This window comes from Brevundimonas sp. (assembly GCF_032017145.1).
GTDB lineage: Bacteria > Pseudomonadota > Alphaproteobacteria > Caulobacterales > Caulobacteraceae > Brevundimonas.
Genome location: NZ_DALZQC010000089.1, coordinates 1 through 13,637, shown reverse-complemented (window position 1 = coordinate 13,637; position 13,637 = coordinate 1). Strand labels below are relative to the sequence as shown.

General features: G+C 67.7%; 6 protein-coding genes. 2 read left to right on the top strand and 4 right to left on the bottom strand.

What is annotated here, in order from left to right; translation table 11 throughout:
* Positions 1 to 182: 182 nt before the first annotated feature.
* Together RTU05_RS13650 and RTU05_RS13645 are read right to left on the bottom strand one after the other, a co-directional pair.
* Positions 183 to 1,634 carry an amidohydrolase gene (locus RTU05_RS13650; protein ID WP_312598908.1) on the bottom strand — a complete coding sequence of 484 codons (1,452 nt, stop codon included), beginning with the start codon at positions 1,632 to 1,634 and terminating at the stop codon, positions 183 to 185.
* Positions 1,635 to 1,704: 70 nt separating this feature from the next.
* Entirely contained in the window at positions 1,705 to 4,731 is a 3,027-nt protein-coding gene (locus RTU05_RS13645; RefSeq protein WP_312598907.1) for a TonB-dependent receptor domain-containing protein, read from the bottom strand.
* Positions 4,732 to 5,045: 314 nt separating this feature from the next.
* On the opposite strand from RTU05_RS13645, the gene ggt reads away from it, so the two are divergent.
* Entirely contained in the window at positions 5,046 to 6,785 is a 1,740-nt protein-coding gene (ggt, locus tag RTU05_RS13640) for a gamma-glutamyltransferase (RefSeq protein WP_312598906.1), read from the top strand.
* 21 nt (positions 6,786 to 6,806) lie between these two features.
* The gene (locus RTU05_RS13635; RefSeq protein ID WP_312598905.1) at positions 6,807 to 9,272 is read left to right on the top strand and encodes a zinc-dependent metalloprotease; all 2,466 of its coding nucleotides are present in this window, start codon (positions 6,807 to 6,809) and stop codon (positions 9,270 to 9,272) included.
* 292 nt (positions 9,273 to 9,564) lie between these two features.
* Here RTU05_RS13635 and RTU05_RS13630 read toward each other — a convergent pair whose 3' ends face one another.
* Together RTU05_RS13630 and RTU05_RS13625 are read right to left on the bottom strand one after the other, a co-directional pair.
* Entirely contained in the window at positions 9,565 to 12,729 is a 3,165-nt protein-coding gene (locus tag RTU05_RS13630) for a CusA/CzcA family heavy metal efflux RND transporter (RefSeq protein ID WP_312598904.1), read from the bottom strand.
* A gap of 2 nt (positions 12,730 to 12,731) precedes the next feature.
* On the bottom strand, positions 12,732 to 13,637 hold a 906-nt coding region (locus RTU05_RS13625; protein ID WP_312598903.1), incomplete at its 5' end, for an efflux RND transporter periplasmic adaptor subunit.

The window sequence follows — 13,637 nt, the reverse complement described above, 5'->3', positions numbered from 1 at the left end:
CCGCCGGCAGCTGGCGTCGCCCCGCCGCCTGCGCCTGCCGGGGTCCTCCCGCCTCCGCCTGTCGATGGCCGCACGCCGCCTGCGCCGCCGGCCCCGACAGGTCGCTGATCGACCTGACGCAGGCGTTCCCGGTAAGAGGTGGCGTGATCCGCCTCTCACCGGGATGGCGTGCGGCAATCAACTCAGTCGCGATAATTCAAAGCTGGTGCGCGGTCGCCTAGCAGGGCGCGGTATTGGAAGTCGGGGCCGCGGCGGCGTTCGAACTCGGTCTTGGCGGCGGCGATGGTTTCCGGGCTCTGGAACAGTTCCGCCGTGGTCAAGGCCAGGGTCTTGGCCGCCAAGTGAGCGCCCTTCAGGCCGATGGAGGAGCCCGCCGCCACCACATTCTGCCAGCTGTGACCCGCCGAACCCGGAACGAAGGTGGCGGTCGACAGGCCGACCGTGGGCGTGACCCAGCTGACGTCGGACACGTCCGTCGAGCCGCCGAAGTCGCCGCCGATCACGGCCGGCTCGATCTGCCCAACGCTGGACAGCGGCGGCTTGGAGGCCAGGGTCTTCTGGATTTCGGTCGCCAGGGCGATTTCCTCGGGCGTCCAGGTGATGCCGCCGACCGCATGCAGATTTCGGTCCATGACGGTCATCAGGGCCTCGTTCGGCAGCATGGAATAGACGCCGCCGATGGCCTCGAACTCGACGCGAGTTCCGGTGCCGAGCGCCGCGCCTTCCGCCGCCTTCTTGACCCGCTCCAGCACGTCGCGAACGATCTGAGGGTTGGTGTGGCGGACATAGTAGTAGCTTTCGGCATAGGCCGGCACGACATTGGGCGCGCGGCCGCCGTCGGTGATGACATAGTGGATGCGGGTGCGGTCGGGCACGTGTTCGCGCATCAGATTGACCATGGCGTTCATCGCCTCGACCGCATCCAGGGCCGAGCGGCCCTTGTCCGGCGCGGCGGCGGCGTGGGCGGCCGTGCCATAGAAGCGGAACTTGCCCGAGACATTGGCCATGGTGTCGCCCTGGCGCGCGCTGTTGACGTCGCCGGGGTGCCAATGGACCGCGACGTCCACGTCGTCGAACAGGCCGTCGCGGACCATATAGACCTTGCCCGATCCGCCCTCTTCAGCGGGCGTGCCATAGACGCGCAACTCGCCCTTGATGTTGTTGGCGGCCATCCAGTCCTTGACGGCGATGGCGGCCTGGACCGAGGCGGCGCCGAACAGGTTGTGGCCGCAGCCGTGCCCAGCCGGGGCTCCGGCCGATTGCTGCACCGGGCTCAGGGTCTGAGACAGGCCGGGCAGGGCGTCATACTCGGCCAGCACCGCGATGACGGGGCCGTCGCCGGTCTTGTAGCTGGCCAGGAAGGCCGTCGGTTCGCCTGCGATCCCCGGCGTGACGGTGAAGCCGGCGTCGCGCAACTGGCCCTGCAGCAGGGCGGTGCTTTGCGTCTCCTGATAGCCCAACTCGGCGAACTTCCAGATTTCCAGCGCCGCGTGATCCAGGGCCGGCTCGTTCCGTTCGACGGTGGACAGGATCTGGGCGCGGGCCTGGGGCGACAGTTCGGCGGCGGCGGCCGGCAGGCCGATACCGGCCAGGGCCGCAGCCAGGGCGAGGGCGCGCATCGAGACGGGCTTCATGGGGGGAACTCCGATAGGCGACTGAAGAAGCGGCGGGCGGAGGGACGAACCCTCCGCCCGTCAGGCAGGATTAGAAGGTCTTGCGGAAGTTGACGTACCAGTAACGGCCGTACGGCTGATACACGGTGCCCAGATAACCGGCCGCCGATAGCGGCGGCTGCTCGTCGCTGAGATTGCGCACGCCCAGGCGAACCGAGGTGTCGGACAGGGCGCCTTGGTCGAACTGATATTCGGCGTAGAGGTTGGCTGTCAGGGTCGAGTCGATTGTCCAGTAGTCGCCGGTCGAGTTGACCAGGCTGCTGTCGTACATGGACGAGATGTACTGGCTGAAGGCGCCGACGGTCAGGTTCCGATAGCGCCAGCTGCCCGACAGCGACCATTTCCATTCCGGCCGCCCCTGGTCGTCGATCAGATCGCCCATGCGGCCGCCGAAGGTGATGGAGGCGGGAATGGTCCCGGCGTCGCGGGCCGCCTGCAGGTCCTGCATGCCCGGCGACATTTCCAGATAGTATTTGATCAGGTGCGAGACGTTCAGGTTCAGGCTGAAGTCGCCGACGCGGGTGCCGCGCAGGTTCCACATCACGCCCAGATCCAGCCCTTCGACCGTCTGGGGCTGCTGGTTGCTGTAGGCGTCGGTGATGTACTGCACCTCGCCGACTGGCGTCAGGCCGGTGCCCGCGAAGATGGCCTGATCCGCAGCCGTCGGATCGGCGCGCACGACGTTGGGGTTGGACCCGCCGCTCTTGCGCAGCAGATAGTCGAGGATCAGGGCGTTCTGACCCCGGAACAGACCCACCATGCCGGTCTGCTCGACCTTCCACAGGTCCGCCGTGACGGTGAAGTCGCCCAGCTGCTCCGGCAGGAAGCGGGGCTGGATCACCACGCCGACCGAGGTGGTTTCCGACTCTTCCGGTTGCAGGTTCGGATTGCCCGAGCGCCGCTCCGCGGTCAGCTTGCGGACGTGGGTCTGGGTGGCGTTGGCCCTGTCGGGGAAGGTGTTGGGGATCTGCGACACGGTGCTGGCGCCGCACTGGTTCATATTGGTGATGGCGCCGCGACGCAGCAGGGCCTCGCAATAGATGTAGTCGTTCGAACTGTTCGAACGGGTGATTACGGTGGCGTTGATCTGCTCCAGATTGGGGGCGCGGAAGCCCTGGGCCCAGGACGCGCGGATGCGGAAGCCGTCGACGATGTCCCAGGCGCCGGCGATCTTGGGCTTGGCCACGTCGCCGAAGTCCGAATAGTTCTCGAACCGGCCCGCCAGCTGAACCTCCAGATTATGCACCAGCGGAATGTCCATCTCGGGCGAGACGAGCGGGGCGGCGACTTCCAGATAGGCCGAGAAGACGTCGCGCTCGCCGTAGGTGTCGGGGTTTTCCGACGAGTTGATCAGATCGCCATAGGTCGCGCCCGACTTGTCGGTGTAGTGGATCGTGCCGTCGATGCGGCTGTCGCGGTCGTCCAGCTGGCTTTCGGTGCGGAACTCGACGCCCGCCGCCATGCCGACCGGGCCGGCGGGCAGTTGGAAGACATCGGGGCGCGACACCTTGAAGTCCCACAGGCCCAGCTCCGTCTTGGTCTTGCGCACCATGTCCACGCGGATGGCGTCCAGCGCCGCCTGGTTGGACGGGGTGGAATCGCCGAAGCGCGGATTGGCCGGGTCGCCGCCATTGAAGAAGTTGTAGGCGTCGGGCGTCGATTTGGCCGCCCATTCCGCCAGGCGCGTGGTCGAGATATTGTCCGAGACGTCCTTGGCCGAGGCTTCCGACCAGACCAGCGCCGATTCCCACCGCCAGCCGCGCCAGTCGCCGCGCAGCCCGCCCAGGATCCGGTATTGTTCGTTGGTGACGTCGACGTTGATCGGCCCCATGTCGTTGAAGCGATAGCCGGTCAGGCGGACATCGCGCTGGAACGGGTTGTAGGCGTTGCTCCCTGGAATGGTCATGACGACCGACGACAGGGTATTGATCGGCGCCTGGCGTGCGTGGGACTGGGCGCGATAGCCGCCCAGTTCGCCGAAGAACTCCACCGCGTCGTTGATCTTGTAGCGGCCGGTCAGGAACAGGTTGTAGCGGTCGATTTCGGGAATGACGGTCAGGTTTTCCTGGGCGGTGTCCGCCAATAGGGAAGGGTCGACGTTGGTCGTCTTCTTCAGGCACAGGCCGTTGGCCAGGGCGGCGGCGCAGCCGCTGAGCGTCGACGGCTGGATAGTGAAGGTGGTGAAGCCCGTCACCGCGCCATAGCTGGCCGAGCCGCTCGCTACGGTGAACTGGCCCCATGGCGTCAGCGACGACAGGCCGTTCAGGCCCGAGTTGTTCTCGAACCCCGTGCCCGCGAACAGCGGACGTTTGTCGTCGGAGGCCGTGTAGGGCTGCTCCAGCGTGGTCAGTTCGCTGCGGTGGTCATAGTTGAAGAAGGCCGAGATGTTGCCGCGCCCCTCGGCGATGTCCTGACCGCCGTAGAGCGAAAAGTTGAACTCGCGCAGGCCCGTGCCCTCGGCGCCGCCGTACTGGCTGGAGACGGTCCAGTCGGTCATGTCGTCGCGCAGCACGGTGTTGACCACGCCCGCCACGGCGTCGGCGCCGTAGATGGCGGCGGCCCCGTCGCGCAGCACTTCCAATCGCTTCAGGCCCGACACCGGAATGGCGTTGGTGTTGTAGGTCAGCACGGGCACCAAGTGCTCGTTCGCCTGCGACGTCGGGTGGCCCACGACGCGGCGGCCGTTCAGCAGGACCAGGGTGTTGCCGATACCCAGGTTTCTCAGATTGACCGACCCGGTGTCGCCGCGCGCCGAGTTGGACGAGGCGGGCAGGTAGGCGGAGTTGAACGTCACGTCGCCCATCTGCGGGATGGAGCGCAGGAGTTCGTCGCCCGAGGAGGCGGCCGTCGCCAAAATCTGCTCCTCGCCGATGACGGTGACGGGCAGGGCGGCCGTGACCTTGGCGCCCCGAATCTGAGAACCGACGACGACGACCTCGTCAATCTCCGCCGGCTGCGGGTCGGCCTGCTGGGCCACGGCGCCGGTGGCGACGCCGAACAGCGCCGTGGTGGCCAACATGGCGGTCTTCAGGCTTTGGCGAGCGAAGGCTGCACGCATGGTCTTGTCATCCCCTTTACTGATCATCGAACTCGGCATCCCCCGATGCGCTTCACAGACCGCATCGCCGAATGCGTACGCTTCAAAGCGACGTGCGCCGACGAACAGCCGTGACCGAGACTAGAAACCGCCGCAAAGGAGACGTCAACCAGCGAAGGTTAAATCTTGTTCGCTGTGTGCTGTTCGCGAAATATAATGGCCACAACCTGTCCTTGAATCTCCCGTTTCCGCAATCGTATCGCGTTGGCTGGGTTGTCTTTTGAAGGAGGGCAGGTCAAGCTCAGAGTGCAATCGGGGCCGTGCAGGGGGTGAACGTGCGTTTTCAGACCAGAGTCTTGGCGGTGGCGACGGCCGCCTTCCTGGCCGCATGGCCCGTTTTGGCGCAGGAAGCGCCGGTCGCGGTTCGGCCGACCGCTGGCAGCGGCGGCGACATCGTCAGCTATGGCCAGATCCACAGCCCGGTCGCCGGTCGCGGCGGAATGGTGGTCAGCCAGAGCGATCCCGCGACGCGCGTCGGGGTGGACATTCTGCGGCGCGGCGGCAATGCGGTGGATGCAGCCATCGCCGTGGCCTTCGCCGAGGCCGTGACCCTGCCGCGCGCCGGCAATATCGGCGGCTCGGGCTATATGGTCGCGCACATGGCGGCGACCACGGATCGGCCGGCGCAGGACATCGCCATCAACTATTACGGCACGGCCCCGGCCGCGACGACGCCGGAACTGCTGCTGGGAGCGGACGGCAAGTTCGACCGCTCCAAGCCCTCGGGTTTCGTCAATGTCGCCGTGCCCGGCACCGTCATGGGAATGTGGGAGGCGCACCGCCGCTTTGGCTCCATGCCCTGGGCCGACCTTCTGGCCCCCGCGATCGGCCTGGCCCAGGACGGCTATGTCCTGTCCGAGGGCGAGGCCGACGCCACGGCCGGCCGGGCGCGGGTCCTGGCGACCGACCCTGGCGCGCGCGAATCCTATCTGAAGCCGGACGGGACACCTTACCAGGCGGGCGAAGTCTTCCGTCAGCCCCTGCTGGCCGAAAGCCTGCGCAAGGTGGCGCGCGGCGGGGCCGACGAATTTTATCGGGGCGATCTTGCGCGTCAGATCGTGGCGGGCATCCAGGCGCGGGGCGGGGTCATCACCCTGGCTGACATGGCCGCCTATCGCGCCGACGTGTCGGAGCCGATATGGGGCAGCTATCGCGGTGATCGCATCGCCTATATGCCGCCCACCGCCTCCGGCGTCAGCGTAGCCGAGGCGTTGAATCTGCTGGAGCATTTCGACCTGAAGGCCATGGGCTGGGGCAGCGTCGACAGCCTGCACCTGATCTCCGAGGCGATGAAGATCACCTCGTCCGACCGACGGTTGATCGGCGGGGCGCCGCAGTGGAACGCACCGGCCCACGGCCTGGCCAGCAAGGCCTACGCCGCCGAGCGGGTGAAGCTGATCTCGCTGGATCGCTCGCTGGGCGCCGACGACATCCCCGAGGGCAACCCTTATCCGTTCGAGAGCAAGGACACGACGCACTTCTCGGTGGCGGACGACAAGGGAAATGCGGTCTCGAACACCTACACCCTGTCCAACTCGTACGGCGCGCATGTCGCCCCGGTCGGAACGGGCATCCTGCTGAACAACAATCTGGACAACTTCGCCTGGGGCACGCGCGACCAGCCGAACTCGCCCGCGCCGGGCAAGCGGCTGGGCTCGACCATAACGCCGATGATCGTGTTCAAGGGCGACAAACCGTGGCTGGTCACGGGGACGCCCGGCGGCGGCTACATCATCGCCACCATGGTCCAACTGATCTCCAACGTCATCGACCATGACCTGAACATCGCCGAGGCCGCCATGCGGCCACGCCTGAACCAGGGCGGCGGCGACAGCCCGCTGGAGCTGGAAGGCGGATTCTCGCCCGACGTCGAGCGGCTTCTTCGCGAGCGGGGTCACACGGTGCGGCCGTCGATGACCATGGGCAGCACCCAGTCGATCATGATTCAAGGAGACCGCTTCCTGGGCGCCGCCGACACGCGCCGCCCCGACGCCCTCGCGCTGGGTGTGCGCTAAGACGCGACCGGAGAGACGACAATGCGCAAGGTTCTGATGGCGGGCGTCGCCGCACTGGTTTTGGCTTCGGCCGTTCCGGCGATGGCGCAAACGCGGGCGCAAGCGACCTCAGCCCCGGCGACCGCCCCCTGGCAGGAGGGGCTGTTCGCGGTTCGCACGGATCAGCAGAAGGGCAAGGTGACGGCGCGTCTGCCCGCGCCCGGCGCCGATGGCGTCCTGGGCCGCTATCTGTATCAGCCGGGACTGTCCGCCGGTCTGGGCATGGACGGGGCGGGCCTGGACCGTTCGGGTTTGGGGCAGGCGCAGATCGTGGTCTTCCGCAAGGTTGGAAACCGCGTCTTCGCCGCCTTTGAGAATTCGCGTTTCCGCGCCCAGGACGCCGACGCCGACCAGGTGAACGCCGTCGCCGCCTCCTTCGCCGCGCCCGTGGTGTGGTCCGGGGAAGTGATCGAGACGGCGGCCGACGGCGCGGTGACGGTCGATCTGTCCGGCTTCCTGGAGCGGGACGCCGTCAACGCCGTGGCGCGGTTGAAGCGCGCGAGACTGGGCGCGTTCAAACCCGCGCCGACCCTCAGCTTCATCGATATGGCCCAGACGCTGGTCTTACCAGAGAACATCGAGTTCGAAACGGTTCAGACCTTCACCAGCGACGAACCGGCCGCCGATCTGTCGCGGGTGTCGCCGGATTCGCGCGCGGTCACGCTGACGGTTCATCACTCTTTCGTTCGCTTGCCGGACGACGGATTTCAGCCCGTGCCGCACGATCCGCGCTCGGGCACCTCGGCGCAGATCATCGTGACGGATTTCGCCGCCGATCTGGATCACCCGGTGGTCAGCCGCCTGGCCCGGCGTTTCAGACTGGAGAAGACCGACCCGACGGCCGCCCGTTCTCCGGTAAAGAAGCCCATCGTATTCTATGTGGACCGCGCCGCACCTCCCGCGATCCAACAGGCCCTGATCGAGGGCGGGAACTGGTGGGCCCAGGCCTTCGATCAGGCGGGCTATATCGACGCCTTCCGCGTCGAGCTTCTGCCCGAGGGCGTCAATCCGATGGACGCGCGCTACAACATCATTTCCTGGGTCCACCGCGAGACGCGCGGCTGGTCTACGGGATCCAGCGTCAACGACCCGCGCACTGGCGAGATCGTGCGCGGCGTGGTCCAGCTTGGCTCGCTGCGCGACCGTCAGGACAAGATGATCTTCGAGGGTCTGGTCGGCGCCGACCGCAGCGGAACGGGGGCCGAAGACGATCCCGACCGACTGGCCTATCAGCGCCTGCGCCAGTTGTCGGCGCACGAGATCGGTCATGCCCTAGGCATCGCCCACAACTTCGCCGCCTCGACCTTCACGGGCCGGGCCTCGGTGATGGACTATCCCGCGCCGTGGGTGGTCGCGGACGGCGACCGTCTGGACTTCAGCCGGGCCTATACGACCGGCGTCGGCGTCTGGGATCGGTTCGTGGTGGACTGGCTGTATGGCGATGCGCCGGGCCAGGACCCGCAGGCGCGCCGCGCGACCCTGGCGGCGGACGCCCAGGCCAAGGGCTATCGCTTCGTCAACGACACCGACACCCGGCCGTTGGGCAGTCTGCAGCCCTATGGCGCCATGTGGGACAATGGCGCGGACGTGATCGCCGAGTACGCCAACACCCTGGCGGTGCGACGCATCGCCCTGTCGCGTTTCGGTCTGAACAACTTGCCGGCGGGCGCGCCGGCGGCGGACCTGCGGCGGGTGATCGTGCCGATCTATCTGTATCATCGCTATCAGACGACGGCGGTCGGCCGCCAGATCGGCGGGGTGGACTATGCCTATGCCGTTAGCGGCGACGGGCGCGAACGGGCCGATCCCGTACCCGCCGACCGTCAACGCGCGGCGCTGGACGCACTGATTCTGGCCCTGTCGCCAGAGACGCTGGACCTGCCAAACCGTGTGATCGACCTCCTGTCCTCGGCCCAGTCGGGCGTGCCGGATCGCCAGACCGACATCGAACTGTTCGAAGGGCGCACCGATGCGGTATTCGACCCGTCAGCAGCCGCAGCAGCGGCCGTCGAGACGGTCTTCGAGACCCTGCTCGCGCCAGAGCGCCTGAACCGCCTGGTCGAACAGCAGCGCCGCGATCCGTCGCAACTGGGCCTGGAGGAAACGCTGGACCGCATCGCCCGAACCGTGGGGCCAAGACGGCTGTTGAACGCGCGCCAGGCCGAACTGCGCCGCGTCGCGCGGGCGCGCTACGTCGCCTATCTCGCTGGGCTTATCCAGGGCAAGGACCTATCCTCGACCGCAAAAGGCGCGGTTCGCGACGCGGCGGGGCGGTTTGGTCAGGATCTGAAGCATTGCCGTGGCGACCGCCTCGAAACGTCCCAGTGCGCCTATCTGGCCCAAGCTCTGACGGGACCCGTAGAGGGCCTCAAGGCATTCGCCGAAACCCTGCCCCTCGCTCAGCCCGTCCCGCCCGGAGCCCCGATCGGCGGCGGCGATTGGCATTAGCTGCATGGAGACTGCCTACCAAGATTTCGTCGCTGATCTTTGAGCAAGTCTACGTTCAAGCAAACGCAAACCGGATACTGAATTCTTATGGACTTTGATGTCGTCAGATTGCCGATTACTGGGTCTGAATAAGCCGGCGGTTAGCGGTGTCCGCTTTCGGTGTGGCTGATGATCAGCCGCTGAACGCGAAGTTTGACCCATGATTGACTTTCGGAAGGTCTCTACGCAAGCGTTTCGGCAAGCGCGACGTCTCAAAGCGGTATGCGTCGCGGGCGTTAATCATAGCTGTCGATCAGTCGTGAACAGCACCTGCTTGCCGCCATCCCGCGAGGACCGGCAGGACGATCAGGGTCAGGACCGTCGCGGTGGTAAGCCCGCCGATGACGACTGTGGCCAGGGGCTTTTGCACCTCGGCGCCGGCGCCTGAGGCGAACGCCATGGGCACGAAGCCCAGGACGGCGACCAGGGCCGTGGTCAGGACAGCGCGTAGGCGGCCGACGGCGCCGTAGAGTGCCGCCTTGGCCGGCGGGTCGCCCTCGGTCAGGCGTTGGCGGATGGCCTGCATCAGCACCAGGCCGTTCAGCGTCGCCACGCCAGAGACGGCGATGAAGCCGACGGCCGCGCTGATCGACAGCGGCATCCCTCGTAGCGCAAGCGCGATCGCGCCGCCCACCAGGGCCAAGGGCACGCTCGCGAACACCAAGGCTGCATCCTTCCACGATCGCAGCGCCATCACCAGCAGCAGGCCGATGGTCAGGAAGACGATCGGCACGATCAGCGCCAGACGGGCCGAGGCCCGTTGCAGATTCTCGAACTGACCGCCCCAATCGATCCAGCCAGATGGCGGCGGCTGAACCTGTTCGGTGACCTTGGCTTGCGCCTCGGCGACGAAACCGCCCAGATCGCGGCCGCGGACATTGGCCTGGACGATCATGCGACGCTTGCCGTCGGCGCGGCTGATCTGGTTCGGCCCTTCGCCGACATCGAAGCGAGCGACCGAGGACAGGGGCACGGTCGGCGCCCCGGACTGGGCGTTCTCGGGCATGACCGGCAGCTGCTCCATCACGGCCGGATCGGCGCGCAGGGCGTCGTCCAGCCGCACGACCACATCGAAGCGCCGGTCGCCCTCATTGACCTGACCGGCCGAGCGGCCGGCGAAGGCGACGGCCAGGGCGTCCGCGGCGTCGGAGGCATGAATCCCTTGCGCCGCCGCCACGGTGCGATCCACGCTTGCGGTGATGGTCGGTTGGCCCGAGACCTGCTCGACGCGCACGTCCGCCGCGCCTTCGATGCCGTTCAGGACGCGCGCCACCTGCTGGGCCGTGCGCTCCATGGCGGCGAAATCGTCGCCATAGACCATGACCGCCACGTCCGAACGCACACCCGCGATCAGTTCGTTAAACCGCATTTCGATGGGCTGGGTGAACTCGTAGTTGTTGCCCAGCAGGGTCGAAAGCCGCGCCTCCATCTCCGCGACCAGATCGGCTTTCGGCAGTCGCGGATCGGGCCAGTCGCGGCGATCTTTCAGGATGACGAAGGTGTCCGAGATCGACGGCGGCATGGGGTCGGATGCGACTTCTGCGGTGCCGGTGCGGGTGAAGACCCGATCGACCTGGGGCATGGCCTTCAGCGCGCGCTCGACCTGGAACTGCATCGCCTGGCTTTGTTCCAGCGAGGTCGAGGGCACGCGCAGGGCCTGGACCAGAACGTCGCCCTCATCCAGTTGCGGCACGAACTCGCGCCCCAGGGTCAGGAAGGCGAGGACGCCGGCCAACAAGGCGACGCCCGCGCCGGCCAAGACACGCCGTGGTCGGGCGATGGCGTGTGCGAGAAGCGGCTGGTAGCGGGCCTTGGCGGCGCGGGTCAGCCGCGTCTCCTCATGATCGGCCTTGGGCTCGCGCACCAACAGGGCGGCCATGGCGGGCACGAAGGTGAAGCTGAGCACGAAGGCGGCGGCGAGCGCCAGCATGACGGTGGCGGCCATCGGGCCGAACATCTTGCCCTCGACTCCCTCGAACATCAGCAAGGGCGCATAGACCAGCAGGATGATGCCTTGGCCGAAGGCCGCCGGCCGCGCCATTTCGCGCGCCGAGGCGGCGGCGACCGACAGCCGTTCGGCGGTCGTCAGCGGCCGCCCGGTCTCCGCCCGCTTCAGGCCCAGGAGGCGCAGGGTGTTCTCGATCACGACCACGGCGCCGTCGACGATCAGGCCGAAGTCCAGCGCGCCCAGGCTGAGCAGATTGGCGCTGATTCCGAACCGGTTCATCGCCGAGGCGGCGAACAGGAAGCTGAGCGGAATGACCAGAGCGGTGATTATGGCCGCCTGCACATTGCCCAGGGCGAAGAACAGCACGGCGACGACCAGCAGGGCGCCGAGCAACAGATTGTGCTCCACCGTGCGGATGGTCGCCTCGACCAGTTCGGTGCGGTCCAGTTCGGGCTCGAGGACCACGCCGGGCGGCAGACTGGGCGCAATGGCTTTCAGCCGCTCGCCGACGCGGTGCGCCACCTCGCGCGAGTTCTCCCCCTGCAGCATCAGGGCCGTGCCCACCACGGTCTCGCGGCCGTCGGCGCTGGCGGATCCCAAACGGGGGGCGCGGCCGATCTCGACCGTGGCCACGTCGGACACGCGGATCACCTGGCCGCCGCGGTTCAGGATCGGCGTCTGGGCCAGGTCGTTCAAACTCTTCAGCCGGGCGTCGGCACGCACGATATAGGCCTCGCCCGCACGATTGACGTATCCGGCCCCGGCGATGCGATTGGCGTGCTCCAGCGCCTCGACCAGTTGCACCAGACCGACGCCATAGGCGGCCAGTCGGCTGGGATCGGGATGGACTGCATACTCCTTCACATACCCGCCCAGCACATCGACGCCGGCGACGCCGGGCACGGTCTTCAGCTGGGGGGCGACGATCCAGTCCTGGACGGTGCGCAGATAGGTGGCCTTCTCCTGATCGGTGACGAGGCGTTCGCCCTCGGGCGTGACATAGACCGCGCCGGGCCGAGCCGCGGGGCCGGTCAGCTCCAGCGTCCAGATGTAGACCTCGCCCAGGCCGGTCACGACTGGCCCCATCGAGGGAGAGAGCCCGCCGGGCAAATCCTCGCGCGCGGCCTGTAGTCGTTCGTTGATCAGATAGCGGGCGAAATAAATGTCGGTCGCGTCCGTGAAGACGGCGGTGATCTGTGAAAAGCCATGGCGCGACAGGGAGCGGGTCTCGGTCAGGCCCGGCAGCCCCGCCAGCGCCGTCTCCAGCGGGAAGGTGACCTGGCGTTCTACCTCCTCAGGCCCCAGCGCCGGCGCGACCGTCGTGATCTGCACCTGGCGATTGGTGATGTCGGGCACGGCGTCGATGGGCAGATGCAGCAGTTCGCGCCCCCCCAGAACAATCAGCACGACGGCCAGTCCCACGACCAGCCAACGGAAACGCACGGAGGCGTCGATGATCCGGTTCAGCATGATCAATGTCCGTGCGCGGCTTCGCCCTTGGCCAGTTCGGCCTTGAGCAGGAAGGCGCCGACGCCCGCGATCCGTTCGGTCCCGGTCAGGCCGGACACGATCTCGATCCGGCCGTCCGAGGTTCGTCCGGTTACGACGGGGCGCGCACGGAACCCGCCGTCCTCCTGAACGAAGACGGACGGCGCGCCCTCTATGGTCTGCACCGCGTCGATCGGCACGACAGGCGTTCCCGTTCCTACGCCGGCCGAAACGCGGGCGGAGACGACCGATCCGGCCGGCGGCGTCTCGCCAGCGGGCCGGGCGCGAACCACGACGACCCCGTTCGTATTGGCCGGGGCGATGGCGACGACGACCCCGGACATGACGCGCGATCCGGCGACGGTGCTTTCCAGCCTGTCGCCGACCTTCAGGATGGCAGCGGTGGCGGGCGGCGCCTCGAACACCAGTTCGACACGGCCGGGATCAGCGACGGCGGCGACCTGCAAGGCCTCCTCGTGCAGCACCTGACCTGGCGACGCGCTCAGGCGAGTGACGACGCCCGCGATGGGGCTGCGCACCACCGTCAGACCGTCCGCTCCGGGTTCCCCGAACGCCCCGAGACGGGCGCGGGCGGCGCGGTGTTGCGCCTCCGCACGCCGGGTCTCGGCGGCGGTGACGTCCAGGCGGGCCTGTGACACCCAGCCCTGTTCGAACAGGGTGCGATCGCGCCGTTCGGCGGCGCGTGCGGCCTGGACCGTCGCCCCCGCCGCGTCGGCGTCCGCCCTTGAGGCGGCGCCGTCCGGACTGCGCACGGTGATCAGCGGCGAACCGGCGGCGATGCGATCGCCTAGACCGACATGGACGCGCACCACGGCGCCGCCCAACGGCGCATCCGCCGCAGCCTCGGCGCCGGGCGCAAAGGCGACGCG

Excerpts from the sequence above, each read along its gene's own strand:
- RTU05_RS13650 (WP_312598908.1), bottom strand. The coding sequence starts at position 1,634 with ATGAAGCCCGTCTCGATGCGCGCCCTCGCCCTGGCTGCGGCCCTGGCC.
- RTU05_RS13645 (WP_312598907.1), bottom strand. The coding sequence starts at position 4,731 with ATGCGTGCAGCCTTCGCTCGCCAAAGCCTGAAGACCGCCATGTTGGCC.
- RTU05_RS13635 (WP_312598905.1), top strand. The coding sequence starts at position 6,807 with ATGCGCAAGGTTCTGATGGCGGGCGTCGCCGCACTGGTTTTGGCTTCG.
- RTU05_RS13630 (WP_312598904.1), bottom strand. The coding sequence starts at position 12,729 with ATGCTGAACCGGATCATCGACGCCTCCGTGCGTTTCCGTTGGCTGGTC.